Source organism: Paenibacillus xylanexedens, assembly GCF_007676705.1.
GTDB classification, from domain to species: Bacteria; Bacillota; Bacilli; order Paenibacillales; family Paenibacillaceae; genus Paenibacillus; species Paenibacillus xylanexedens_C.
Window position 1 is genome coordinate 42,333 of sequence record NZ_VEBF01000009.1, and the last position, 24,254, is coordinate 66,586.

At 46.1% G+C, this 24,254-nt stretch carries 24 protein-coding genes; 15 read left to right on the plus strand and 9 right to left on the minus strand.

Annotated elements, in window-relative coordinates; all coding sequences use genetic code 11:
* Positions 1 to 75 precede the first annotated feature (75 nt).
* The 3 genes from FS628_RS27295 to FS628_RS27305 all read left to right on the plus strand — a co-directional run bounded on the left by FS628_RS27295 (position 76) and on the right by FS628_RS27305 (position 2,283).
* Entirely contained in the window at positions 76 to 309 is a 234-nt protein-coding gene (locus FS628_RS27295) for a hypothetical protein (RefSeq protein WP_145326190.1), read from the plus strand.
* A 254-nt stretch (positions 310 to 563) separates the two neighbouring features.
* Positions 564 to 1,394: an alpha/beta hydrolase gene (locus tag FS628_RS27300; protein WP_145326191.1), complete on the plus strand. Its 831-nt coding sequence runs from the start codon at positions 564 to 566 to the stop codon at positions 1,392 to 1,394.
* Between the two features lie 103 nt (positions 1,395 to 1,497).
* Positions 1,498 to 2,283, plus strand: a complete 786-nt coding sequence (locus FS628_RS27305) for a DODA-type extradiol aromatic ring-opening family dioxygenase (RefSeq protein ID WP_145326192.1) — start codon at positions 1,498 to 1,500, stop codon at positions 2,281 to 2,283.
* A gap of 166 nt (positions 2,284 to 2,449) precedes the next feature.
* Here FS628_RS27305 and FS628_RS27310 read toward each other — a convergent pair whose 3' ends face one another.
* Together FS628_RS27310 and FS628_RS27315 are read right to left on the minus strand one after the other, a co-directional pair.
* A complete protein-coding gene (locus FS628_RS27310) occupies positions 2,450 to 2,662 on the minus strand; it encodes a hypothetical protein (RefSeq protein WP_017690673.1) in 213 nt (70 codons plus the stop codon).
* A 156-nt stretch (positions 2,663 to 2,818) separates the two neighbouring features.
* Positions 2,819 to 3,358, minus strand: a complete 540-nt coding sequence (locus FS628_RS27315; RefSeq protein ID WP_062836230.1) for a DoxX family protein — start codon at positions 3,356 to 3,358, stop codon at positions 2,819 to 2,821.
* 339 nt (positions 3,359 to 3,697) lie between these two features.
* Here FS628_RS27315 and FS628_RS27320 point away from each other — a divergent pair, with 339 nt between their 5' ends.
* From FS628_RS27320 to corA, 4 genes are all read left to right on the plus strand, one after another.
* Positions 3,698 to 4,771, plus strand: coding sequence for a DUF3048 domain-containing protein (locus FS628_RS27320; RefSeq protein ID WP_145326193.1), 1,074 nt, complete (start codon positions 3,698 to 3,700; stop codon positions 4,769 to 4,771).
* Between the two features lie 316 nt (positions 4,772 to 5,087).
* A complete protein-coding gene (locus FS628_RS27325) occupies positions 5,088 to 5,705 on the plus strand; it encodes a DUF47 domain-containing protein (protein ID WP_076215091.1) in 618 nt (205 codons plus the stop codon).
* A gap of 14 nt (positions 5,706 to 5,719) precedes the next feature.
* Positions 5,720 to 6,709, plus strand: a complete 990-nt coding sequence (locus FS628_RS27330; RefSeq protein WP_145326194.1) for an inorganic phosphate transporter — start codon at positions 5,720 to 5,722, stop codon at positions 6,707 to 6,709.
* A gap of 308 nt (positions 6,710 to 7,017) precedes the next feature.
* Positions 7,018 to 7,977, plus strand: coding sequence for a magnesium/cobalt transporter CorA (gene corA / locus FS628_RS27335; protein ID WP_145326195.1), 960 nt, complete (start codon positions 7,018 to 7,020; stop codon positions 7,975 to 7,977).
* Positions 7,978 to 8,257: 280 nt separating this feature from the next.
* Here the strand turns inward: corA and FS628_RS27340 are convergent, their stop codons facing one another.
* Both FS628_RS27340 and FS628_RS27345 read right to left on the minus strand, forming a co-directional pair.
* Positions 8,258 to 9,346 (minus strand): DNA alkylation repair protein, encoded by a 1,089-nt coding sequence (locus tag FS628_RS27340; protein ID WP_145326196.1) that lies wholly within the window; start codon positions 9,344 to 9,346, stop codon positions 8,258 to 8,260.
* Positions 9,347 to 9,478: 132 nt separating this feature from the next.
* A complete protein-coding gene (locus FS628_RS27345; RefSeq protein ID WP_145326197.1) occupies positions 9,479 to 10,117 on the minus strand; it encodes a tyrosine protein kinase in 639 nt (212 codons plus the stop codon).
* 456 nt (positions 10,118 to 10,573) lie between these two features.
* Between FS628_RS27345 and FS628_RS27350 the strand changes: the two genes are divergently transcribed.
* Together FS628_RS27350 and FS628_RS27355 are read left to right on the plus strand one after the other, a co-directional pair.
* Positions 10,574 to 10,864 (plus strand): YerC/YecD family TrpR-related protein, encoded by a 291-nt coding sequence (locus FS628_RS27350; RefSeq protein WP_017690665.1) that lies wholly within the window; start codon positions 10,574 to 10,576, stop codon positions 10,862 to 10,864.
* Between the two features lies 1 nt (position 10,865).
* The gene (locus tag FS628_RS27355) at positions 10,866 to 11,651 is read left to right on the plus strand and encodes a sirohydrochlorin chelatase (RefSeq protein WP_145326198.1); all 786 of its coding nucleotides are present in this window, start codon (positions 10,866 to 10,868) and stop codon (positions 11,649 to 11,651) included.
* 142 nt (positions 11,652 to 11,793) lie between these two features.
* Here FS628_RS27355 and FS628_RS27360 read toward each other — a convergent pair whose 3' ends face one another.
* Positions 11,794 to 12,363, minus strand: coding sequence for a TetR/AcrR family transcriptional regulator (locus FS628_RS27360; protein WP_145326199.1), 570 nt, complete (start codon positions 12,361 to 12,363; stop codon positions 11,794 to 11,796).
* 168 nt (positions 12,364 to 12,531) lie between these two features.
* Here FS628_RS27360 and FS628_RS27365 point away from each other — a divergent pair, with 168 nt between their 5' ends.
* Complete coding sequence (locus tag FS628_RS27365) at positions 12,532 to 13,458, plus strand: ketopantoate reductase family protein (protein WP_145326201.1); 927 nt, start codon at positions 12,532 to 12,534, stop codon at positions 13,456 to 13,458.
* 71 nt (positions 13,459 to 13,529) lie between these two features.
* Entirely contained in the window at positions 13,530 to 13,946 is a 417-nt protein-coding gene (locus FS628_RS27370) for a DUF4395 domain-containing protein (RefSeq protein WP_145326203.1), read from the plus strand.
* Between the two features lie 185 nt (positions 13,947 to 14,131).
* Here the strand turns inward: FS628_RS27370 and FS628_RS27375 are convergent, their stop codons facing one another.
* On the minus strand, positions 14,132 to 14,848 hold the full coding sequence (locus tag FS628_RS27375; RefSeq protein WP_145326205.1) for an NPP1 family protein: 717 nt from the start codon (positions 14,846 to 14,848) through the stop codon (positions 14,132 to 14,134).
* A 515-nt stretch (positions 14,849 to 15,363) separates the two neighbouring features.
* Here FS628_RS27375 and FS628_RS27380 point away from each other — a divergent pair.
* Complete coding sequence (locus tag FS628_RS27380; protein ID WP_017690659.1) at positions 15,364 to 16,245, plus strand: diacylglycerol kinase; 882 nt, start codon at positions 15,364 to 15,366, stop codon at positions 16,243 to 16,245.
* Between the two features lie 28 nt (positions 16,246 to 16,273).
* Positions 16,274 to 17,875, plus strand: a complete 1,602-nt coding sequence (gene rlmD / locus FS628_RS27385) for a 23S rRNA (uracil(1939)-C(5))-methyltransferase RlmD (protein WP_145326207.1) — start codon at positions 16,274 to 16,276, stop codon at positions 17,873 to 17,875.
* Between the two features lie 186 nt (positions 17,876 to 18,061).
* Here the strand turns inward: rlmD and FS628_RS27390 are convergent, their stop codons facing one another.
* Both FS628_RS27390 and FS628_RS27395 read right to left on the minus strand, forming a co-directional pair.
* Positions 18,062 to 19,840: a leucine-rich repeat domain-containing protein gene (locus tag FS628_RS27390; protein ID WP_260871218.1), complete on the minus strand. Its 1,779-nt coding sequence runs from the start codon at positions 19,838 to 19,840 to the stop codon at positions 18,062 to 18,064.
* Between the two features lie 593 nt (positions 19,841 to 20,433).
* On the minus strand, positions 20,434 to 20,640 hold the full coding sequence (locus FS628_RS27395; RefSeq protein ID WP_145326210.1) for a DUF2536 family protein: 207 nt from the start codon (positions 20,638 to 20,640) through the stop codon (positions 20,434 to 20,436).
* A 375-nt stretch (positions 20,641 to 21,015) separates the two neighbouring features.
* Here FS628_RS27395 and FS628_RS27400 point away from each other — a divergent pair, with 375 nt between their 5' ends.
* Positions 21,016 to 21,990 (plus strand): tRNA dihydrouridine synthase, encoded by a 975-nt coding sequence (locus tag FS628_RS27400; protein WP_145326212.1) that lies wholly within the window; start codon positions 21,016 to 21,018, stop codon positions 21,988 to 21,990.
* A gap of 95 nt (positions 21,991 to 22,085) precedes the next feature.
* On the opposite strand, the gene FS628_RS27405 is transcribed toward FS628_RS27400, so the two are convergent.
* On the minus strand, positions 22,086 to 23,141 hold the full coding sequence (locus tag FS628_RS27405; RefSeq protein WP_145326214.1) for an ankyrin repeat domain-containing protein: 1,056 nt from the start codon (positions 23,139 to 23,141) through the stop codon (positions 22,086 to 22,088).
* A 304-nt stretch (positions 23,142 to 23,445) separates the two neighbouring features.
* Here FS628_RS27405 and FS628_RS27410 point away from each other — a divergent pair, with 304 nt between their 5' ends.
* Positions 23,446 to 24,015, plus strand: coding sequence for an SF0329 family protein (locus tag FS628_RS27410; RefSeq protein WP_145326216.1), 570 nt, complete (start codon positions 23,446 to 23,448; stop codon positions 24,013 to 24,015).
* Positions 24,016 to 24,254 lie beyond the last annotated feature (239 nt).

Here is a 24,254-nt window from a genome sequence, read left to right on the forward strand (position 1 = left end):
TATGCATAAAGAGCAGCCAATTCCATCACAATAGTAGCATTTCCAACAGAAATCCGAGATTGGAGTGTGCTTGTTATGGATAAACAAAAAGATTTGACGCGTAAGCTGCTGCTAAACAGCAACTCCCGTGGAGTCGTGGACGAGGTTGTATCTATGGAGGAGAGCTTGGAGGATACCGAATATTCAGAGGAACTGACCGACGGTAATCTGCAAGGAAGAAGCTTTTGGGATAACAGTGACTCCGGTCATGAGCATGAATGGAATGGACGGGTGGAAACTCACGAGATGTTCCGTAGAAGCTACGAATAGAGACCCTTTACCAAGTAGATTGAAGTCCAAACATATCCGGGCCAGCTGTAATCAGCTTGGCTCATTTTTTTGCGTTCATTAACCGATAAAAAGTTGACTGGCAATAGACTTATAAAGGGTTCTTACTTACATTGACTTGCAGGTTGCGGAATGATAATATATGAATACGATCTTAATACACACTAAACTTATCGGATTATATATAATTAATGATTTGAACATAGACAGGCAACGCATGGAAAGGGGAAATCGGCATGGAACGTCAGATCAGTATCCGTCATGGACAGGAAGAATTAACAGCCACGATTCATTATCCGGTCGTGAAAGACATCAAGGAGGAGAAGAGTCAGCAACGAGTACCTCTGGCGGTCATTTGCCATGGTTTTGTTGGTAGCCGCATCGGCGTGGATCGTCTGTTTGTGAAGACTGCCCGAGAATTGGCTGAGGACGGTTATCTGGTTCTGCGTTTCGACTATATCGGTTGCGGAGAGAGCAGTGGTGAGTATGGAGCGGAGGGGCTGGAATCCATGGTGCTACAGACTCGCTCCGTACTTGATTACGCAGTGAACTGCAGTGATGTGGATCCGACTCGTGTCACACTAATTGGTCATAGTCTGGGTGGTGCCGTTGCATTACTAACGGCTGTGCGTGACAAACGTGTCAAGAACCTGGTCATGTGGTCCTCCGTAGGTTATCCTTTCAATGATATCGTGAAGATTACGGGGCGGGAAGTATATGATGAAGGTGTGAAATTGGGTGCGGCTGATTATCTCGGATACAAATTCACACCGACCTTCTTCGAGTCGCTCGCTGAACAACAGCCATTCCAGGAAGCAGTCAAGTTTAGTGGCGATGTACTCGTCGTGCATGGTACGTCAGATGAGATTATCCCTGTAGACTACGCATTCCTGTATCAAAAGGTATTCTGGATGCGCCAGGAGGGCCGTTGCGACAAGGAAATCATCTTCCAAGGCGATCACACCTTCTCTTCAGGGAAAGAGCGGGAACAGCTGATTTCGCGTACCAGAGAGTGGCTGGGCGAGCGCCAGAAGATCGAGCAGGATTGGCAGCACTGGATGATATAAGTGGCAGGATTACAACTGTTTGGGGATGTCCGCTTGGAAAAGCGCCTTCTTAAGGGTAAAATAGAAGAGTAAGCATTCTATCCGTGTCTGGAGGTTGGCAGCAATGACATTACCCGCACTTTTCATTGCGCATGGTTCTCCCGCTCTGGCGGTGGAGAGCAATGACTACACTCATTTTCTGAACCAGCTTGGAGACAGGCTGCCGGCTCCGAAGGCCATTGTCGTATTTACGGCACATTGGGATTGTCCCGAACCGTCCGTGACGATGGATGATACACATCAGACTCTACATGATTTTTACGGGTTTCCTTCTACGATGTATACCATGGAGTATCCTGCATCTGGTCAGCCAGATCTGGCGAACGAGATATGTGCATTGTTCACCCGCAGCAATCTGGCGCATCAGCCGATTCGAGGCCGGGGACTGGATCACGGCGTATGGGTACCACTGCTGCATATGTACCCCGAGGCTAATATCCCTGTGATCGCCGTATCAGTCGATTCGTTGCGTACACCAAAGGAACAATATGATATTGGCCGTATGCTGGAACAGCTACGTCATGATAATGTCCTGATTATCGGAAGTGGTGGAACAGTTCACAATTTAAGATTGCTTGGCAATAATGATGAACCGCAAGAGTGGGCAGTGGAATTCGATAACTGGATCGGGGAGCGCTTGGAGCAGTGGAACACGAGAGAGCTGTTTCAATATGAGAAAAAAGCCCCTCATGCACGTACGGCAGTTCCATCGTATGGTACGGAACATCTTGCGCCTTTGTTCTACGCGATGGGCACAGCGGACATGTCCCGAACAGCGAAGCGTCTATTCCAGTCTTATCCTTACGGAACGCTCAGTTTGAACTGCTGGCAGTTTGGAGACGGCGTGTAACTTGGAACAGACAACAGCCTGATTAGGGCTAACAAGCCAGGTTGGTATGGATAACGTGTGTTAAAGTATACGATTATAATAAATAAACAAAAGAAGGTTGCTGTACCCGCTTGATGGGCTACAGGAACCTTTTTTCGATACGAAGCCTTATTTATGCAATGGATCCTTATTTGCGGATTTCGAACAATTCACAGTCGGTACGCGAGTGATAAGCGAGTTCACTGACACTGGATTGTACAACTACGGTGTTGCTGTCAAAACGGATAATGATGCCACCGGAGTCAATCTGGTGATTATCTTTGAAAACGCGAACCTTATACTTCATATTCATGGCTTCCTGAAAGTCCGCATCAGTCTCAAGACGTCGCTGGGTCGGCATATCGTGTACTCCTTTGATGTTCAACTTTACGTTCATCATAATACGGTTTTCTATGGATGGGCAAGTCAGGCAGGGCATTCAGGATGATCATGGAAAACAAAAAGCCCTGCTCCCAGGGGGATTGGGAGCAGGGCCGAGAATTCTATGAATGATTGCTTAAGCTGTTTTTTGCGTTGGGCTAATGGTTGGTGTGTCTTTAGGATGATTGCCTTTGTTGCGAGTGATCAATCCGCGAAGGTAAGGCAGTACCCAGTGATCCAAACCGATTTTACCTGCATTTGCACCAGCCACAACCAGGAAGATTTGCATCAGAACCAGTTGAGCATTCGTGCTTACTGTACCCGAGAAGAGGAACGCGAAGTTCATTACGAGGGCCATCAGGGCAGCCAGTGTTGTGAAGCAGCCGAGTAAGAGTCCGACACCTACAAGGAATTCACCTAGAGGAATAATGAAGTCGAACAGTCCTGCATTCGGTACAGCGAATTTCTCGAGGAATGTTCCCCACCATGCTTGAACTGTAGGGTTTTCACCGGTTGCTTTGCCGACTGCTCCGGCGAGGAACCCGCCGGCTTGGAATCCGCCAGTCAATTTGCTCCATCCGTGAGTCATCCAATCATACCCGATGTATACCCGAAGTACTGTCAAAATCCACATTGCCACTTTGTTTTCTCTAAGCCATTGGTTGAAGCTGAACATATGAACCACTCCTTCATGGAATTTAGTGTGTGTTGTTTTTTTCTATTTCTAAGTGATCACCTTTGATGTCTTTATTGTATAGTTCAAAAGTCGTTTTGTTTGTGATTAAAATCACAATCTAGTTCAAATTTTAAGTAAGGTTTGAGAAGTTCACATTTAGGACATATTTTTCTCGCGATATGCTGTTTCAAGTGTGAATTACACGCTGTATCAAGGCCTTCTGGGCGCAGACAAATCAGATCGGGTGTGATTAAATGGAAAGAAATACGTGAAATGGTTGCCTACATGAGACATATATCACAACTTAGAACTAGGCCATATCGTTCAGGAGGTCCTATATTGAAGCATTTTAAATGGAACAAAGCAGCATCGGCTGCATCGCTATTTATTCTCTCATTGAGTCTTGTTGCCTGCCAAAATCAAGAGGCGACCCAGATGCCACTTCAGCCAGAACCGACACCTGCACCTGTGCAAGAAGAACAGATCGTAGAGGAACCCAGCAAGTCTCTTTACACAGCACCTCTAACAGGCTTGCCTGCAGATGAGGCCATTACACGGCGTCCACTCGCTGTGATGATTAATAATGCCCCTGCAGCTCGGCCCCAATCGGGTCTGAGTTCAGCGGATATCATTCTAGAAGTCCTCGCAGAGGGAGGCATTACCCGTTTCATAGCCATTTTCCAGAGTGAAGGTGGTGCTGAGACGGTTGGACCTGTACGCAGCATACGTCCGTATCTGATTGAACTGGGTGAGAGTTACGATGGTGTCCTTGTTCATGCTGGAGGCAGCCCGGAGGCGTATTCCATTTTGCAAAGGCAGCAGAAACAGCATATGGATGAGATCTCGAATGGTGGACCATATTTCTGGCGTTCCTCTGATCGTAAAGCTCCACATAATCTGTATACTTCAGCGGACAAGCTAAGAGAAGGGTCAGATATCAAGGGTTACAGCCATGACTTTAAGTCCCCGGTATACATCTATAACGAAGAAGGTGCAACGTCCGCAGGTGAGACGGTAAAGCAATTCGATATCCATTATTTATTGGATAGTTATCGGGTGACGTATGATTATGATGAAGTTAGCGGACGATATATGAGAATGGTAAATGGTAAAGCAGATCAGGATCTCGATAACGGGAATCCGCTTGGTGCAGCGAACATTATAGTGGCAGGTGCAGATCATAAGGTGCTCGACAGCGTAGGCAGGTTGTCCGTCAATCTGGAACAGGGCGGTGAGGCCATGCTATTTCAGAAGGGCAAGATGATCCGTGGACAGTGGGTGAAGAAGCAGGGGGACATTATCCGTTTTGTTCAGGGTGGCAGTGAAGTGGCTCTTGTACCAGGCAAAACCTTTATCAGCATTGTCCCAAATCAACCTGAATTTGCGAGTCATGTAAAGCTGGCGGTTCAATAAAGTCGAATGCAATGAAAGAAAACGATGAAACAATTATCCTTTTGTCGTCAAAAAGGCATTAAATTCTACCTTTGCATGAAAAGCAGAATGGTGTCGAATTTGAATTTTGATGTCGAATTGTAAACGCAGTGTAAAATCTCGACTTGAATTTGCCATTATTCCAAATAATTAAGATTCATTTCAGATTAATGTGATAAGAATATAAAAAAGGATCACACCTTTTGTACAAACCATGAAACAAATATGATAAGATATCAAAGGTTGTCATTTCATGTTTCATCGGTTATCGGCAATTTCTCGTAAAGGGGATAGAGCTATGAAGCTTAAGAAGAAGAAGGATATATTTTTTGAGACACTGGAGAACATGGCAGATACGGTTGTTCAAGCGGCAGATTATTTCTCCCAGCATGTTTCCAACCTTCAGGATGTGACTCTTTTTGCCAATGAAATGAAGAAGTACGAGTCGAAATGTGATGATTACGTGCATACGATCATTACAGAACTCAACAAAACATTTATCACGCCGATCGAACGCGATGATATTATGGAGCTGACAACAACTCTTGATGACGTATTGGACGGGCTCGAAGCAACGGCTTCCCGTTTCTATATGTACCAACTGACGGATCCGGACGAATTCATCGTTCAGTTCTCTGAAATTTTGCGCCAATCGGCTTACGAAATTCAGAAGGCGATTCATTTGCTGTCACAGAAAAAATTGCTGGCCATCCGTGAGTACACCATTCGTTTGAATGATCTGGAAAACCAGGGCGACGAAGTGCTGCGCATGTGTATCAAACATCTCTTCGCTACCGTGTCTGATCCGATTGAACTGATCAAGCGTAAGGAAATTTACGAGCGTCTTGAGACAACAACGGATGCTTGTGAAGACGTAGCGAATGTGCTCGAATCCATCATTATGCGTAATTCTTAAGGAGCCAGAGAATAATGGAAACAACGATTTGGGTATTAGGTATAGTCGTCTTCCTTGCACTGGCGTTTGACTTCATCAACGGTTTTCACGACACAGCCAATGCCATTGCCACTTCGGTCTCGACACGGGCATTAACGCCTCGTCGTGCGATCCTTCTGGCAGCGGTGATGAACTTTGTCGGTGCGATGATGTTTACAGGCGTTGCGAAGACGATTGGGGGGAGTGTGACCGACCCCACCACGCTGGATAACGGGATCGAGGTCGTCATAGTCACCTTGATCGCAGCGATTATCTGGAACCTGGTTACATGGTGGTTTGGTATTCCTTCTTCCTCATCACACGCACTTATCGGAGCCCTTGCAGGTGCCGTGCTTGTTGGCGCAGGAGCTGACAAAGTGAAGTGGAGCGGATTCACTGATATCGTTGGAGGTTTGCTATTATCACCTCTGATCGCATTTGCCATCGGTTATGTGGTCATGACGATTCTCAAATACATTTTCGCCAAACGCAGTCCGCATAACGTGAATAAAGGTTTCCGTACGGTACAGATATTCACGGCAGCGCTGCAAGCATTCACACATGGTACGAATGATGCACAGAAAGCGATGGGGATTATTACTTTTGCTTTGGTTGCAGCAGGTGTACAAGACCATCTGGAAGTGCCGCTGTGGGTTAAAATCTCAGCAGCAACCGCGATGGCTCTAGGTACATCCATTGGTGGTTGGAAAATCATCAAAACCATGGGTACAAAAATCTTTAAAATTGAACCGATTAACGGATTTGCCGCGGATCTGTCAGCTGCATCCGTTATTTTCACAGCAACGTTGCTTCACCTTCCAGTAAGTACAACGCACGCGATCACATCGGCTATTCTGGGTGTAGGTTCCGCGAAACGTTTCTCTGCTGTGAAATGGGGGCTTGCCGGACGCATCATTATTACGTGGTTCATTACGATTCCGATTACTGCGGGACTGGCAGGATTGCTCTACTGGATTATTTTCTAAAGAGAGAAGTTATCCCGAACGAATTCGGGGTTACCAGACAATCTGTTCATAACTGTGTGAATATCGGGATATGTGGACAATTATACAACCAAAATCAAGAGACGCCTGTGCATGAACGTGTGGACAGGCTGGATATGTGGATAGCCATCCGTGGAATGATAAACCAAAAGAAGATATTCCCTGTGGATACAGGGAACTGTGGATAGGGAAATGAGAGAAGCCAACAGGGTTGGCTTTTTTTGTTGTCGAGTTTGAGGGTACCTGTGTACAATAACGTATAGATACAGGACAAGGACGTGGTCTAATTTATGATTCGTACACTCGCCATTACACGAGAACATCAAGTCTCCGTTAATGTTCCGCTTACACAGCTGGATCTGAACGATTATGCCTGGGTATGGGCGGATTTTAACCAGCCAACGGAAGAGGAAAGCCGTTTGCTGGATACATATTTTCATTTTCACCCCTTAGCTATAGAGGACTGTCTGCATGTGTTGCAACGGCCTAAGCTCGATTATTATGATAATTTACAGTTTCTTGTGCTGCATGCACTGAACCCATCCACATTGGAAGCCGAGGAGGTTGACTTGTTTCTCGGAGCGAACTTCCTTGTTTCTTTTCATCATGGTGTATTGGAAGAAGTGGATGAAGCGTGGGAACGGTTGTTGCATCATGCACATGAACGAACCATCTGGGCGCGAGGTCCAGTGGCAGCAGCTTATACAGTGATGGACAAGTTGGTCGATCATTATTTTCCTTCTTTATTTGCCATTGAGGATGAACTGGCTGAATTGGAAAACCGCGGTGGACAAGAGTCGATTGAAAACCTGATGAATCAGGTGTTTGATCTGCGCAGTCGATTGCTGAAGCTGAGAAGAACCGTAGTACCGATGCGGGATCTGCTCTATCGGGTGGTGAACTCCCAGCATGTGCAGCGCTCAGGGGAACATACGGCTTATTTTACCGATATCTATGACCATTTATTGAAGCTGACGGACATGATTGAAGCTGATCGGGAGATGACGGCTGATTTGCGCGACAGTTATATTTCCCTGAACTCCAACCGGATGAACCAGATCATGAAGACACTCACGGTAATAACGACGGTATTTATGCCGCTCACGCTGATCGCCGGAATTTACGGGATGAACTTTGCCTATATGCCTGAGCTTCAGTGGAAGTTCGGGTACGGGGCGGTGCTGCTGTTGATGTTTGTGCTTGGTGGCAGCATGGTGGCTTGGTTTGTGAAGCGAGGTTGGTTTAAGTAGAAATGTTACACCTTACTGCTCCGTATGCAGTTCCATCTTTCGGTGATAAGCGCACGCTATTGCGAGCAGATCATCAGAAGAAGATTGCATAGCTGAAGCAACGTTTGTTACATATGAAAAAGGCCACTGGACAAGGATCTCGAGCAGGACTAACTGTCGGGAGATGATGTTTGCCAGGTGGCCTTTCTGATTCTGCTATAGAAAGTTTAGAATTATTGTATCCACATGTGAATAACTATTCCGCTACAACAAGCTGTGTATAACTTACGATGTCTTCCTGTTACTCCAATTCAAGAACAAAAGAAGTTGTAGCTGCTTCTTTGCCATTCACAAGAATGGTAAGCGTATGCAGACCGGCATAATATTTTCTCGTTGTGATGACTTTGAAAGATTGTTTAGTGGCTACCTTGGTTCTGCCTGTCGGGTACATTTTATCGGAGCATTTGAATCGTTTAGGGGCCTGTTTGCCATTTGCTTTCATATAGCCCATCTCGTACTCAATTCTCAGCATCTGTGACTCGCCACTCTCGTTGACCACATCAAACGAAAAATGAAGATCCTCGCCAATAGCGACTGTATCTTGAGCAAGCTGAAGCTGCTCAATGTGAATGGAATCCTGCTCGTTATATCCAAAAAGACTTAGCGCTTTGCGATGTCCTTTCTTCAATAATGATCTACTTGCATGCCGGACAATCCAGTCTGTATTCGTATGTTGTCCGTACCAGGTCGTGGCAAGGTCCATGACGAGTTCAGGGTGATCCTTGGAGATATCATTCAGGTGATTGGCCACACTTTTGCGAACATACAGGGACTCGTCCGCTTTCAACGCATGCAGAATTGGCAGTACAGGTGTTGGGTCAGTGATGAATCCTTGGAGTTTGGCACCCCATGGCAAACGGGGACGGCTACCCTCACTGGCTAGTCTTCGGATATGTTCGTTGTCGCTATCTGCCCACGCCATCATGTGTTTCATGGTTTGGATGGGATAACGTTCAATAAACGGGCGTACCGCGAACTCGGAGCTGGAATAAGGTGTGAAAACGGTCAGATACTTCATGGATAGCTCGTAGTCCGCGGGGTCCAGTCCATTCACTTCGATATAATCCGGTACAAACAGATATTCAACACCTCTCATATGAGAAGCTGCTTGTTCGATAATATGTAATGCTTCTTCATAATTATTGGGCAGCACTTCGGTCAAGGCCAGTGTGATTCGGCGAATCCGTGCTTTGAACTCCAACTGTTCCCAGCCTTCAGCGAAAACCAATTCATGAAATTGCTGTGTATCCAGCTTAGGATAGAATTGACGCAGTAGTTCGCCGGTCCGATCAATTAATGCGGGAGTATATTTGTCTTTGAAAAGTTCCATGTTCCGCCTCCTTCGTTATTATCCAGTATACCTCAATTCACAGGAATAAGAACATAAGTTCCTGGAATTTCTATGTATATGGATGAACGGAGTTAAGGCACCCGCCTTCTGTAAGAGGGTGCCTGGATTTTTTTAACCTTTGCGACTTTTGGGACGGCGCTTCGTGGAATTGGATTTGCGACGGGTTGGAGTCGTATTGCGGCGACGTGGAACATTCGTTGGTTTGTTTCGACGCTTGTGTGTACGTTTCCGGGGCGGCGTATATTCTTCATAGTCTGCATCGGCCGCGCTTTTATTCGTTTTTCCTTTTCCAAAAGGCAGAATGCCCATAACGAGCTTCATCATCGGAGCCATCTGCTGGATACCACCGACGACCTTTTGCATTTTACCTATTCCACTCATGATTCCATCAATCCCGCCGAAGCGGTCGATCATTCCTTTTAACTCACCGATGTTGGCTAATGAAAATCCGGAACTGCTTGAAGCAGCAGGCGCCTGTACCGGAACTGGGGGTACCACCTGAGCTCCCCCTCCATAAAAGTTCCCGCCAGGAGCACCTTGCCCATACGGTACGATTGCAGATGCTTCGACTTCGCCAAAATCAGGGTATTGTGGCTCGATGCCAGGATACATCGGTTGGATCTGGGTTTCATTCAAAGACCGCGGAACCACACCGGGCGGCATATAGGCAGAAGTATGCGCCTGCCGATGAGCGTGAGAAGACGGACGCTGCCTTGGTGCTGGCTGGCGGTGATAATAATGCTGTGGCATGAACGATCACGTTCCTTCTATGTTGGATTTCGGAATTGCGTTCCATGAGTTGCATGACAGATGTACATCATAGACCCTTGTGGAACTCCCTTTTGCTATACTGTATGTCATTCGCGGAGAGACGGCGTAGGCGAGTATCCCGGAAAACGGGATATTTGCGGATTTGGGCGTGTAGACATGCTGGCAGGTTTCCATACAGGAAAATGCAGTTTAGACACAAAATTGTAACATTTAGGGTAGCCGAATTCCTACATAAGTAATCGGAAATATACAGGTGAAAACTGGGATATAGCGCCATAATTTCGCCGGATGTGCGCGAGGGGAGGACAATAGTACCTTTTGTAAGCGGTAACATGTATTTTTATTCTGTAGTGCGTGAAATCGGTAACGCTTGAAATACCAACTCAGGGTGAGTACAATGTAGGTACACAGTAACCGCTAGGGGATGATGATGAAATGCAGCTGAAAAAGCTAAATGATAAAAGCATTGAACAACTATTTGAGGCTATTTTGACTCTAAAAGATATTGAAGAGTGTTATGTTTTCTTTGATGACCTCTGCACGGTAAACGAGATCCAATCCATGTCCCAGCGGCTGGAAGTGGCTCGTATGTTGGGTAAAGGCAATACGTATAACCAGATTGAAGCAGAGACAGGCGCGAGTACAGCCACGATTTCACGTGTGAAACGCTGCCTGAATTACGGCAATGATGGTTATAAAATGACGCTGGAACGCCTGGGACGTTAATATGAAGAAGCCGGGTGTACTCATCATCAGTCACGGTTCTCAGGAGCAGACCTGGGTGGAATCCGTCGATGACGCGATCTCCCGGTTGAATCTGCCAAGTCCGTTGCCGGTTGAAGCGGGATTTCTTGAACTTGTGGAAGGACGCCTGATCCAGGACGGTATCGACCGACTGGAAGCGCAAGGCGTAACGGATATTTTGGTTGTACCTCTGTTCGTTTCGTCCGGTAGTACACATGTGGATGAAATTGAATTTGCGATTGGTGCGAAGGAAGCACCGGAACGGGAAACAGATCTTGAACCATTTGACGTGAAGGCTCGGGTTCACTTTGGTTATCCAGTGGATAACGATCCGGATATCGCCGTGATGGTGTGGGATAAGGTCAAGTCACTCTCGCAGCAGCCTGAGCAGGAGACGATTCTGCTGGTTGGGCACGGAAGTATTCATGATGGATTCCGCGAGCGTTGGGAAGCCGGGATTTCTTCCCTGGCACAGCGTGTACAGGAAGTGAGCAGTGTGGCTCATACCGATTATGCGTTGCTTAATCCAGAGAGCGTGCACGACAAAGTGAAGTATTGGAGCGAAGAGCGGGGGAACCGAGTCATTGTGGCGCCGCTGTTTTTGAGTGCCGGTTACTTCACAAGGAACGTAATTCCGGATCGGCTGCAGGAACTGGACTATGTGTACAGCGGTGAGACGCTGTTGCCCCATCCATTGCTTGGGCAGTGGCTGGAGCGCCAGATCCAGATTTTGCTGGAGAGATGTAATGAGGTTAAAGCTTCTTCTTGAAGTGACCGCTTTGGCATAGGTGTGTAAATACCGCTCACAGTAATGTCGTCTGTACATCTAAACACTATAGCTTCATTAACAATCAAACCACGTCCTGAGGACGTGGTTTTTATTTGTTGTATATCACTCGAACGGGGCTAGGTTATCCATTAATGGGTGCGTGCAAATGTAGATGTAGCTCCAGTAAACTTATTAATTGGTCAACGATCTCCTCGGCCGGATAAGGCATGGAATTCATAATCCACCACTCCAGAAGACCGACTGCAGCGGAAGCAAGAAACTGTATGGTGATCTCTTTTTTCATACCTTCTTGGATGCCACAGGCATCCATTTGTTCCTCCACTCCCTGGACCAACAATGTCATCAACTTACTACGGAATGCCGGAATACCTTTTTTGGTTAGAAGTGTGGTATAGGTAGTGGCATGCTGTTCCAGATAACGGAAGGTTCGAAGCAACGCATCCTTGGCCGTAACGGGTGTTGTAGTAGAGCTTTCGATCATACAGGCATCCAACAACTGCTGCAAATAGGTCTCAATGCATTGATCCAACAGGTCGAACTTGTCAGCGTAATGCAAATAGATTGTTCCTCGGTTTACATTAGCCCGATCAGCAATATCGTTTATCGTAATTTGCTCAAAATCCTGTTCCTCCAATAACCCCACAAAAGCTTCGATTATCGCCTTTCGTGTCTTGAGTACTCGTCTGTCCATGGCCCCTCCTATGATGGTTTTCAACAATAAGGATTCATTCGTTGATTATTCAACAAAAACGGATATTTTAACGATTGAAGCACAGTAGGCGCTTTGTTACTCTTATTTTATCAACAAATGTTCATAAAGCAACGAATATTGATAAAATATGAAATAGAGGGATAACCAATGAAGATATTAGTGTATGGCGCGGGTGTTTTGGGTACTCAACTGGCACAAGTTCTGGTGCGTGGTGGCAATGATGTCACTATTCTGGCTAGAGGGAAGCGGGCAGAGGAGCTGGAGAAGGATGGAATCGTCATCCGGCATATTTTTCAATTCAAAACGACAGTTGATCAGGTTCGGGTAGCCAGAACGTTGGAAGTGGATGACCAATATGATCTTATTTTTGTTGTCATGAAATATAATGATTTTCCTTCTGTGTTACCTATTCTGGCAGACAACCAGAGCAGCAATATTGTAATTGTGGGAAACAACGCAGATGCGCGAAGCATGCAAAACTTTTTGGAGGAAAACAGCAGGGTAGCAAAACAGGTGGCGTTCGGTTTCCATGTGAGTGGAGGGAGACGGGAAAAGGATCGTATGTTATCCATCGGTGCTGGAAGCGGACAAATGGTGATCGGCAGTCTGGATGGTGATATAGGCTTTAAACCTTTGCTGGATCAAGCTTTTCAATATGTGAAATACAAGTTGAATGTTCTGAGCGATATTGATGCCTGGCTGAAAAGCCATATCATCCCCATTCTGATGCTTAATGCGGTGAGCTTTAATGAGGAGCGTGAGTTGATCAAGTTGGACGGGAACAGAAAGCAAATCCAACATATGATTGGGGCGATGGATGAAGGCTTTAGTGTTCTTGAAGCTATGGGCATAACGATTATACCGGAGATTCAGGCTAAAATGATTCGCAAGCATCAACGGATGTTGCTCCTTCTGTTGAAGATCTATAGTGTGCTTCCAATTCATAAGCTGATTGCGGGTTCTTTTGGAGAGATTGAGGCGTTAAATAATGCATTTAACGATTGGAAAAAGACAACAGGCATCCGGACTCCCCATTGGGACGTGCTGAAAAGAGATTATACTATCCTTAAATGAAGTGTTGCTCATTCCCTGCATACCGACTACAATAAAACCAACTAATAAAATGGGGATAAGGAGATATACAGATGCGGGAAGTGCCCATGCGCTATGTGAAAGCAAATCAGGTCGGTATTGTATTGTTTGTTTTACTCTCGTTTGTGTTTAATCCAATTGTAGTTCTGGGAGCGCTGTGGAGCATTCAGGTGGTTGGTCTGGCTTCCAGTGGCAAGCTTAATCTGTTTGTGCAAATTGGGAAAGCTGTGTTGACTGGTGAAGGTACAGAGACGCAGGCGGTGGAGCTGCAGCGATTCAACAATGTTCTGGCCGTGCTCTTCCTGTCTCTGGCACTCATCTCGTTCTCACTCGGCTGGGTGGCTGCAGGTTATGTGTTCTCTGTAATGCTTCTCGCGGCCGCAAGTGCGGCCCTGCTGGGGTATTGTGTGGGCTGCACCGTGTATTTCTGGTACAAACAGCTGCGTGCAGGCAGAAAAATCGGATTTTGAGGTTGGCTGAAGAGCGATACGATGATAGACAACCTATTCTTTGAGTAAGGATAAAGACGAGTCATGTTCCGAGAAGCTTTCTTGCGGCAAGCTTTTAGCTGGACCTATATGGTGATCGGGATACGATCGCATTATAATGAAATTCCCCTCAAGTGAACTGTTCACTCGAAGGGGATTTTCTTTTTTTATCTAAACCAGGCTTTGTTCAGATTGTTCGTGAAATTGTTATCGTTCATAGGCACGTTGGCACTGCCAAAGTCCGTGGTGTTGAGCGCATTACGGGCTGCAGGAGTCAGATCGTCCCATCCGATTAAAGGCTGAGTTCCGCCAACAGCGCTGGTAACGCCAAGCTCATGGTTCAGCGGCCAGGTACTATTATAGGAAATCAACGGATTGTTGTCTTGAGTATTGGTATTGCTCGGTGTGACCTTTGTGAACTGGCCGTGACCGGAGTAAGCAATGGAAAGGATTTGAGGATTGGCCGCTGCCGGATTATCGACCCACACAACGATTCCTTCCCAATCATGACGATGGCCGAGTCCAGTGGAAGGGGAGTCTTTGGGAAAATACCACGAATACATAATGGCCCATACCCCATTGTGCCATGCGGAACGGGAGTAGATCTGTCCTGTACTTGTGCTACAGTTTCCATTGGATGACCCGGAAGTATTCAAGCCAGCACTGGTATTACCCTGTTGATCCACTGCGGGGAAAGGCACGCATCCATGATAGACTTTTAGAAAAGGCTGAAAACGCTTGGCTGCTTGTTGTGTTACGGTGACAGGCGTAACTTCTTGGAATCCGACAACCTGATCATGATTAATTTCTGCCGCTTCAATAATGGTGACCCAAGGAATACAGGCCATAAGCGAAACCATGAGCGTTAACACGAATTTTTTCATTTTCAGTTCTCCTTCACGGGTATGATGTGGTAAGTGGTTGACGTGCACTAAGACTATATAGGAAAAAGATGTATTATATCTATCCTTTGATACTAAGATTTGTAAATTAGTATCAAATATATGTCCTGCTAGATATGAAGTGTTGAAGACTAATTCTTGTTCAAGCGGGCAGAATGGATGACTAATGAGATGATTTTACAAAAATTCCAGTGGGACAGATTCAAGATCGTTGCGAGAGGTTATTGGGTAGTGAATTGTTTAGTGGATACGGATATGAAAAAATATACTTATATATTACAGGCTAGGACATCTTTACATTTGATGATATGATAGGAGATAAAGGCTTTGGAATGAGACGGAATTCCTGATGCATAGATATAGGTAAGACGAAAGATTCGAGCAGAATTAACGGAAGATCATTATGGTGTAAAAATATGCCCTTCTGTGGACTCGTGCAACGTAAGATTATGAGGTCGTTCAGACTCATGGATAATGTGGAATAGGTGGCGTATGAGATGAAAAAAGCTCGCTTAATATATAATCCGACCTCAGGCCGGGAAGAAATGAAGAAACGTCTGGCTGATATTTTGCAGCGTTTGGATCAAGGTGGTATTGAAGCTTCATGTCACGCAACAACGGGTGAAGGTGACGCAACCCGGGAAGCTGAACTCGCGATTGAGCGGGGGTATGACATGATTATTGCTGCTGGCGGCGATGGCACGTTGTATGAGGTCATTAACGGTATGGCCGAGCGGGAGAATCGTCCTCCGTTGGGTGTGTTTCCTCTGGGAACGACGAATGATTTTGCACGTGCACTCGGCATTCCGAGACAGTGGGAAGATTACGTGGATCTGGTCATTAACCAGCAGCTTCGTCCGCTCGATCTGGGCAAAGCGAATGATAAATATTTTATCAACATCGCCGGTGGCGGATCATTGACTGAACTGACCTATGAAGTACCGAGTCGTCTGAAAACGATGATTGGGCAACTGGCCTATTATATGAAGGGTATTGAGAAAATGGCGAGCCTGTCTCCTCAGGAGCTGATTATTCGCGCCGATGGTCAGGAAGAAATTCATGATGAATTCATGTTATTCCTCATCGCCAATACCAACTCGGTCGGGGGCTTCGAGAAGCTGGCTCCAGGTGCAACCATTGATGATGGTCTGTTCGATGTGATCGGTGTCCGCAAATGTAATTTGGCTGACATGATCCGCCTCGTAACGCTCGCGCTGCGTGGGGAACATCTGAACGACAAGAAAGTGGTTCATTTCCAGACGAGTCATATGGAAGTCACGTCACCGGGTTATGTGCAGCTGAACCTCGATGGAGAACTGGGTGGCACGCTGCCAGCTACGTTTACAAATTTGCGTCATCATTTGATGCTGTATCGTTAAATACTAAAAAGAAAGAAGTGAATGTACGTTGTCTAATACGAACCGCAGCGGTCGTGGAAAAAACCGCCGGAATTCGGCTGCCTCTCAGGCGCAAGGGAACGCTTCAGCGTCCCGTCAGCCAAGTCAATCATCTCGTCCATCTACACGTCAGCAGGGAAAAGAGGTGCGGCCACAAGGCGCATCTCTTTCTGCCGTTCGTCCAAAGGGGAGAACGCGTGAATCTGCACCAATCGAAGGACTGCCTGTCAGCAAAAATGAAGAAACCGTCATCGACATCATTGGTATGAACCATGACGGTGAGGGAGTAGGCCGTGCGAATGGATACACGCTCTTCGTGCAGGGTGCGCTTCCAGGTGAAACCGTGCGCGTGCGCGTAATGAAAACCAAGAAGCAGTATGGCTACGCCAAGTTACTGGAGATCGTGAAAGCAAGCCCGGATCGTGTGTCCGCACCTTGCCCGATCTACGATCAATGCGGCGGCTGCCAGATCCAGCATATGAGTTACGCTGGTCAGCTTGCGTGGAAACGCCAGCTGGTGGTGGATAATCTACAGCGAATCGGCAAGCTGAACGTGATGGTGGAGGATATGGAAGGCACGGAGCAGGGCATTCGCGTCCTTCCTACGATGGGCATGGACGAGCCATGGCGCTATCGGAACAAGGCACAGGTGCCAATCGGCGTAACCGAAGGCGGCTTAGTAGGTGGTTTTTACGCTAAAGGAAGTCATCGGATCATTGATATGGAGACTTGTCTCATTCAGCATGAGCATAATGACGAAGTGGTTGCGAAGGTTAAGGAGATCGGCAATCATTTTGGAATCAGCACATATAACGAAGAGACAGGTCGCGGTCTGTTGCGCCATGTGGTCGTGAAGAAGGCATTCCGTACAGGCGAGATGATGCTCGTACTGGTTACGAATGGTCGAGACATTCCGTACAAGGACGAATGGATTGGCAGTATCCGTGAAGCGATTCCGCATGTGGCGAGTATCTGCCAGAACGTGAACAAGAAGCAGACCAACGTCATCTTTGGCGATGAGACCCGCGTCCTGTGGGGCCGTGATGTAATCTATGATTATATCGGTGATGTGCAGTTTGCCATCTCTGCGCGTTCGTTCTATCAGGTGAATCCGGTACAGACGGAAGTACTTTATGGGAAGACAGTAGAGTACGCAGGATTGAGCGGCAAAGAGACGGTAATTGATGCCTATTGCGGCATCGGGACGATCTCTCTTTTCCTCGCGCAACATGCGGATCAGGTGTACGGGGTAGAGATAGTGCCTGAAGCCATCGAAGATGCTCGCAGCAATGCGCTCTTGAACGAAATACGTAACGTGAAGTTCGAAGTTGGTGCCTCAGAGGACGTTATTCCACGCTGGAAAGAACAAGGCATCGAAGCAGATGTGATCGTTGTCGATCCGCCGCGGAAGGGCTGCGATCCACGTTTGCTGGAAACGATCTTGGAGATGAAGCCGGAGCGCGTGGTGTACGTGAGCTGTAATCCGAGCACGCTGGCACGTGATCTGCGTGTTCTGGAGGATGGCGGATATCAGACGGTTGAGGTAACGCCAGTGGACATGTTCCCACATACGGTGCATGTGGAGTCGGTTGCAATGTTGGTGAGAAGCTAAACATAAACATAAGGGGTTCGAGAATTTATACATGATTCTCGAACCCCTTCTTGTCTTTGTTTCAATCTGTGGCCTACAAACAGATCATACAGATGTATTAGCGAAAATAGTAAAGAGGAGCATTTTCGCTCCTCTTTACTTTATTAACTACAGTAGTCTAAAACTCCCCATCATCCCAGGCGGTAATTAATATACGTGCACACCCGTACCAACCACGGATTTGTTATGTACGGCATTGCCGGATAGATATACCTTTTGCAGATTAGACAGCTGGCTTAGGGTCTCTATATTGGAAATGGCGTTGTTCTCAAGATGAAGCTCTTCTATGGCCTGCCAGTTACTCATAAATTCGAGAGAAGCCAAATTGCTGTCTTGCAGAGTGAAGGAACGTAGAGCGGACATGTTGGCAAAGTAAGGCATCATTTGGTCAACTTCAGCGACCGAGGTGTTGTTTATGCTGAAATATGGCTCCTCTAAGGTCAAATGTTCAAGCACGCTGTTCGTTGCGGCACCCTTTTGTTCAAAATCCAGCCTGCATTCGGAGCACACCAGAGATTTCACCTGCTTCAAACGAAATAAGGCATCGCTTTCCTTGAACAGTGACGAGTCGTAAATGTTTAAGGTCTCTAGGCGGGATAAGCCGTCCAGGGCGACAAGATGGGTTATTTCACTGATCTCCCAGATGGAAAGCTGCTTCAGCTTCGGAAATTTCCCCAACGCCGCCAAATTTAACTCTCCGCTTCCGCCACGGAGCGTCAGGCTGGTTGCAGCGGGCGCCTTCAGGCCTGGGAGAAAGGAGGTCGGTATTTCCACCTGCACTACATTAGGCAAGGTCAGTGCTTCTGCCTCCTCGTAGTAACCGGACAACGTTAAATCCCGCAAAGAGGGCAGACTGTTTATGGCCTTTACCGAGCCAAGCTGACTTAGAGAAGCCAGGCGTAGTGTAGTAATGGAGTTTTTACCGGCCAAGCGCTCCAGACTGGAAAAGTTTACATTTTCAATATCTAGCGTTTGTAGAGCAGGCATATTTTGCACAAAGTCGATGGACTTTACATTCGATAAATAGGACAACTTAAGCTCCTGAAGCTGGGTTAAGGCATACAGCGGCTGTAGGTCTGTGGCTTCACTGTAATGAATGGACAAGGATGACAGCCCGGTCATGGACGACAACCATCCCAGTTCATTGACATAGGTGAGCGACAAGGACTTGAGCGGTAGCTTGTTCAATAGATAAAAATCTGTTACGGACTCATCCACATAGGTAATGGATAAAGAACTCAGATTAGGAAATTCCAGCAGCATGGCCAATTCCTCATTGCTGCGAAGCTGGGTGGAAAGTTCCGTAATTTTAGACTTGTCGCCAAAGTAGCCCGAAAATGTACTAAAGGATTCGTTAAAAGCGCCTCCATAACTTTTTAATCCGGGCATATGGGCAAAAGTGGTTTGGTCCGTCTGGGAGATTTCATAGTTATTCGTCAGGTCCAATGCCGTCAGTCCCTTAAAAGCTTCAAAATCTCGCTGATCGATCTTCTGGGTATTCAGTTTCTTGTCCTGAGTAATATAAGTGATCTTCTCGGCCTGTTCATCGCTGAAGGGATCGGAGAGGCTATATGTAAACTTCCACTGATCATTCTCCGAATGCTCTACGGTTAAATAGCGCAGACGAGCCAATTCCTCCTCTGTCGGCAAGGCAGATCCTTTATCGAAGATATCTCGCAAAAATGAGAGCAGTACCTCGCTTTCGGGCATCTTTCGCACAGACAGATTGGCTTCTGTTTTTGGATGAGTGGAGCTGACGCTGTAATAAAAATAAGTACCGATGGCGCCTGATATGACGAGCAGCAGGATCAATACCAGCCTTAGGGGGATGGAGACGGAGACGGACGGCTTCGGCGTAGCCTCAGGAACTGTCCCGTGGTAATGATTAATGGTCTGATCCACATAGTAGACATGATTTTGTTTCAATAAAAGCTCTGTTTCACAATAGGGACACTTTAAAACTTCATCCTCCTTGTATTCAATTCTTCCGTTGCAATTGGGACAGTTTAACGGAATAAATGCCACGGATGCTCCTCCTTCATTATGATAATAAGATCATGCTGAACTGTCATTTGACTTCATTATACCCGGTCTATTCCTATGAAAGCTTCACTATGTAAAAAACAATTTCAAATTATACCTTAGAGGTGTGCTCCATCCCCTTACTCCGACCAATCAAGTTAACTTTATCCCGAATCATGGTCGTTTGTATACTATGGATTGGAGAAATCTAGAACGGATAATGTGTACGGATGTATCCAAATGGAAGTTTACTTTTGAACTGAGCGAGAAGTGTACTTCTGTCCAGCTGGCCAGCATTAGGGAGGTTACGTGAGGAGAAATGTGAGTCATCGGCAGGTTCTCAATCAGAAGGATGAACTGATTAGAGATGAATTCATCACAGAGAACAATGCACTCATGATGTATTCCCTTACATGTTGCTTTGGCTGGGCAGGTTATCTATTGGATAACCTGCCCATTTCCTTTTTGCGAAATCGCATATTCCCTACTCTAGTCCATCAATCTACGGCAAAATGTATGACTGCACTATATAACATTTTGTTGCGAAAAGGGTCAAACGTCACTTGATGCTGAACTTGCTTCACCCGCAGTAGCAATGCTTTGTTCATTCCGATTCGTTCTTCGATGGCTCGTTCTAGTTCGCGGAAGTCATAAGCCTGCAAGCATTCGACTTTATCCTTGATCATATCCAGTGAAATTTCCATGTTTAATTCAGGCTCCTCCAAATCTCAATTCGCAGGTTAAAAGCCTGCCGAGCTTCATTTTAGAGGAGCTTTTCCAGTTCGGCAAGAGTAACTGTTCTGAAAATCAAATCAAGACGTGTTAAAATCGGGAAAGGGCAATTCGGGATTCAACGAACTTTCAATAATCTGATGATCTAATGGAAGTAATAACAGATACTGATGTTTGAACGAAGTTCATTTGCATGGTATAAGTGAATAAGCAAGGGCACCAAAATGTAAATTGCAACGAAACTGCTAATGCTAGTGTAGATGGTAAGCATGCAGATGCATGAGTTACGATTTTTTACTATTAATGAGGACAAAGACTGTCCTGGTATGTATAGAGGAGCTTTTGAGATGACAAAGGAAAACTTTTGGCTTGATTTGCCACGCCCATTTTTTGTACTGGCACCGATGGAAGATGTGACGGATGTTGTGTTTCGGCATGTCGTAAGTGAAGCGGGAAGACCGGATGTGTTTTTTACGGAGTTTGCGAACACAGAGAGTTATTGTCACCCGGAGGGGCACCATAGTGTGCGCGGGCGTTTGACGTTTACAGCGGATGAACAACCGATTGTGGCTCATATCTGGGGAGATAAACCGGAATTCTTTCGTGAGATGAGTATCGGTATGGCGAAAGAAGGATTTAAAGGCATCGATATCAATATGGGTTGTCCGGTAGCGAATGTAGCCGAGAATGGAAAAGGAAGCGGCCTGATCTGTCGTCCCGAAATTGCAGCCGATATCATTCAAGCAGCGAAAGCCGGGGGACTACCCGTCAGTGTAAAAACAAGGCTTGGTTTCACAGCTGTAGACGAATGGCGCGACTGGTTGACCCATATCTTGCAACAGGACATTGTGAATCTGTCCATTCACCTGCGGACAAGAGAAGAAATGAGCAAAGTAGACGCTCACTGGGAACTAATTCCGGAGATTAAAAAACTTCGTGACGAGATAGCTCCTAATACACTGCTGACGATTAATGGGGATATTCCTGACCGTGAAACAGGCCTGAGACTCGTGGAGCAATATGGTGTGGATGGAATTATGATTGGACGCGGTATCTTCCAGAATCCGTTTGCTTTTGAGAAGGAGCCGAAGGAACACAGCAGTAAGGAATTGCTTGATCTGCTACGGCTGCATCTGGATCTCCATGATCAATATTCCGAGCTTGAACCACGTTCGTTCAGCCCGCTGGCCCGTTTTTTCAAAATCTATGTTCGTGGCTTCCGCGGTGCTAGTGAGCTGAGAAACAGCTTGATGAACGCCAAAACCACTTCTAAAGTACGCGAATTGCTCGATGAGTTTGAAAGTAATGAACAGGCGGAGTAGAGTAAGACGTAATCATGGATACGGAGTATGATTCAGGTAGATTTAATAGCAAAAAAAGAAGCGGTAACTCTTCCGCTTCTTTTTTGCTTTACTGTTTAACGCGCATACTCTGGCTTCTCCATAGCGACCGGCTGAGGATTGGCAAGCACCCATAATACCGCCAACTCGGATAATCTGGCAGGCGCATCAAAATCGTATCCATTGCGAAGTCTGCTGACCAAGTCTGATGCCTCTTGGAGCAGTGCCGGGGCGAGTGGCGTACCAGAGCCCAGGTGACGAATCAGTGCATCCAGCATCTTGCGATACTCCGCATCCCAGTTTCCTCCGCCATTATCCAATACTTCATGGGACACACGTCCTGTGATGCGAATGACCTCTCCCTGTACCGTTTGAGCGTGGCCTTGGGCCGGAATGAGATATTCCCACAGCTCTTGGTGCTGTTTGGTCCAACTGGTTGCCTTTACCTGAATGGGTGCAGTCCCATCGTGCATGATCCGATTCGCTACCGGCTCGACATCAAATAACTGGTACAGTTTGTTCAGCGCGTCTGAAACTTCATCTACCTTGTCCTTATTGAACTTCTCACGGACGAATTCAAAATCCTTACCGGTCCGCTTCACAGACTCTTTCATTTCCGGGGTGACTGCTGCACCAGCATCCAGCAGAATCGCTGAAATCTTCGACATACTGACTATATCGCTATTCCTGCAATTGACTAACCCCTTAGCTAATGGCGTATTTCCCTGTTTATTTTCTACGTTAATAGTAGCGCCTTGGTTTACCAACTCTTGAACCACTTTGGTTCTATACCCATTGACCGCTGCATGTAACGGTGTTTCATTTTGGTAATCCACAGCGTCCAAATCCGCACCTAATTCAAGGAACAGGGGTACATTTCCTGACCAGTGTGAGGCATGGGCATGTAAAGGCGTGCGTTGATATTTGTCCCGTGCGTTAATGTCGGCTCCTTGCTCGACTAGCCAGCGGACTAATTCATCCGAAATTTGGCGGAAGCTGAGAGCTGTACCTTTACTGTAGCCCCCGGAGGCATCCCATTCACATTGCTCAAAGACTTCTTTTACAGCAGAAATATCATTATTTTTAATAAGTTGCTCCATATGGGTAGGTAAGGTTGTCTTTTTCTTAGCCACTAAAATATCCCTCTCCTTCTGAATAACATCATATTTTCGTAATGATAGACAATGACAGATTGATAGAAAGATAAATTTCTGCAAGTTTATCACATGGGGGAATTTAAAACCAATTACTGGATTCAAGTATCTTATTAAACGAACAAAGTAAGCAATAGGACTTGCCTCTAAATCAACATGAGACTTCACTTTGTCATGGCTGTGATATAATTTAGATGAGTGTTCATATTGGAGATGGATTAAAAAAGGTATATGAAATGATCGCCGCAATTCGTGCGGTAGGCTTTTGAAAATAGGAGGATCTATGTCCTGGAGCAAATTGAAGCAACAACTGGAGAGTTTCCTTAGTCCGGCGTTAATTGGGAGAGTAGAGTACCGTGCAACCAGCTATCGGTATGCGCCTGATAAATCAGGCAATTGTTATATTACTGTAGATAAAAAGAATGTACTCAATATGAGTGATGCAACAACCTCAATCCGATGGTATCAGACAGAGCAGGAGATCAAGAATGATCCTGAGATCATGATTCCTGTCAACCATGAAGAGATTGATGCTATCCGAAAAGAGGTCAAAGGACCCGTTCCCGAGGATCGTCTTCAAGTCATGGTAAGAAGTAGAAAAATCTCCGTACATGCCAAAGAACTTTTGTTGGCACAGGCCGCATTAAGTAAATCGAATTTTACGGTTGCAGCTACGACGTATTTATCTACTTCTATAGAGGATAATCTGGAGAGCAAGGATATCTTGTTTAATATTCTGGCTTTAATGGATAGACGAGTTGGCAAAAAGCGAATTCTGAATATGTCCGAGCAGATCAAGTTAAAGCACCCAGCTGTGCAGTATTTCTATGAATTACGGCGTAGTACGTTGTGAAGTTCAATCACTTGCATGGATAGAGGCATACTGTGTCCAGTAACATTCTTACTGAAATTCAGCTTAACAAGTGGATATACGAGTAAGTAGACGGTGCCTTCTGTAAAAGGGGAAGTCTACTTTTTTTATAGATGAAGCAACATATATGAGAAAGGTTTCTTGTTAATTGTTATAGCTTTTAGCTATAACCAGTTATGGTTTTTAAGTATCCCTTCTAACTGCTCTCGGCGTGATATGAT

Bases quoted from the DNA above. Each gene is read 5' to 3' on its own strand.
- FS628_RS27330 (WP_145326194.1), top strand. From the start codon at position 5,720: ATGGAAACAACGATTTGGGTATTAGGTATAGTCGTCTTCCTTGCACTG.
- FS628_RS27295 (WP_145326190.1), top strand. From the start codon at position 76: ATGGATAAACAAAAAGATTTGACGCGTAAGCTGCTGCTAAACAGCAAC.
- FS628_RS27345 (WP_145326197.1), bottom strand. From the start codon at position 10,117: ATGCCACAGCATTATTATCACCGCCAGCCAGCACCAAGGCAGCGTCCG.
- FS628_RS27305 (WP_145326192.1), top strand. From the start codon at position 1,498: ATGACATTACCCGCACTTTTCATTGCGCATGGTTCTCCCGCTCTGGCG.
- FS628_RS27395 (WP_145326210.1), bottom strand. From the start codon at position 20,640: ATGGAAATTTCACTGGATATGATCAAGGATAAAGTCGAATGCTTGCAG.
- FS628_RS27355 (WP_145326198.1), top strand. From the start codon at position 10,866: ATGAAGAAGCCGGGTGTACTCATCATCAGTCACGGTTCTCAGGAGCAG.
- FS628_RS27380 (WP_017690659.1), top strand. From the start codon at position 15,364: ATGAAAAAAGCTCGCTTAATATATAATCCGACCTCAGGCCGGGAAGAA.
- FS628_RS27375 (WP_145326205.1), bottom strand. From the start codon at position 14,848: ATGAAAAAATTCGTGTTAACGCTCATGGTTTCGCTTATGGCCTGTATT.
- FS628_RS27400 (WP_145326212.1), top strand. From the start codon at position 21,016: ATGACAAAGGAAAACTTTTGGCTTGATTTGCCACGCCCATTTTTTGTA.
- FS628_RS27365 (WP_145326201.1), top strand. From the start codon at position 12,532: ATGAAGATATTAGTGTATGGCGCGGGTGTTTTGGGTACTCAACTGGCA.
- corA (WP_145326195.1), top strand. From the start codon at position 7,018: ATGATTCGTACACTCGCCATTACACGAGAACATCAAGTCTCCGTTAAT.
- FS628_RS27340 (WP_145326196.1), bottom strand. From the start codon at position 9,346: ATGGAACTTTTCAAAGACAAATATACTCCCGCATTAATTGATCGGACC.
- FS628_RS27315 (WP_062836230.1), bottom strand. From the start codon at position 3,358: ATGTTCAGCTTCAACCAATGGCTTAGAGAAAACAAAGTGGCAATGTGG.
- FS628_RS27325 (WP_076215091.1), top strand. From the start codon at position 5,088: ATGAAGCTTAAGAAGAAGAAGGATATATTTTTTGAGACACTGGAGAAC.
- FS628_RS27300 (WP_145326191.1), top strand. From the start codon at position 564: ATGGAACGTCAGATCAGTATCCGTCATGGACAGGAAGAATTAACAGCC.
- FS628_RS27310 (WP_017690673.1), bottom strand. From the start codon at position 2,662: ATGCCGACCCAGCGACGTCTTGAGACTGATGCGGACTTTCAGGAAGCC.
- FS628_RS27350 (WP_017690665.1), top strand. From the start codon at position 10,574: ATGCAGCTGAAAAAGCTAAATGATAAAAGCATTGAACAACTATTTGAG.
- FS628_RS27370 (WP_145326203.1), top strand. From the start codon at position 13,530: ATGCGGGAAGTGCCCATGCGCTATGTGAAAGCAAATCAGGTCGGTATT.
- FS628_RS27360 (WP_145326199.1), bottom strand. From the start codon at position 12,363: ATGGACAGACGAGTACTCAAGACACGAAAGGCGATAATCGAAGCTTTT.
- FS628_RS27410 (WP_145326216.1), top strand. From the start codon at position 23,446: ATGTCCTGGAGCAAATTGAAGCAACAACTGGAGAGTTTCCTTAGTCCG.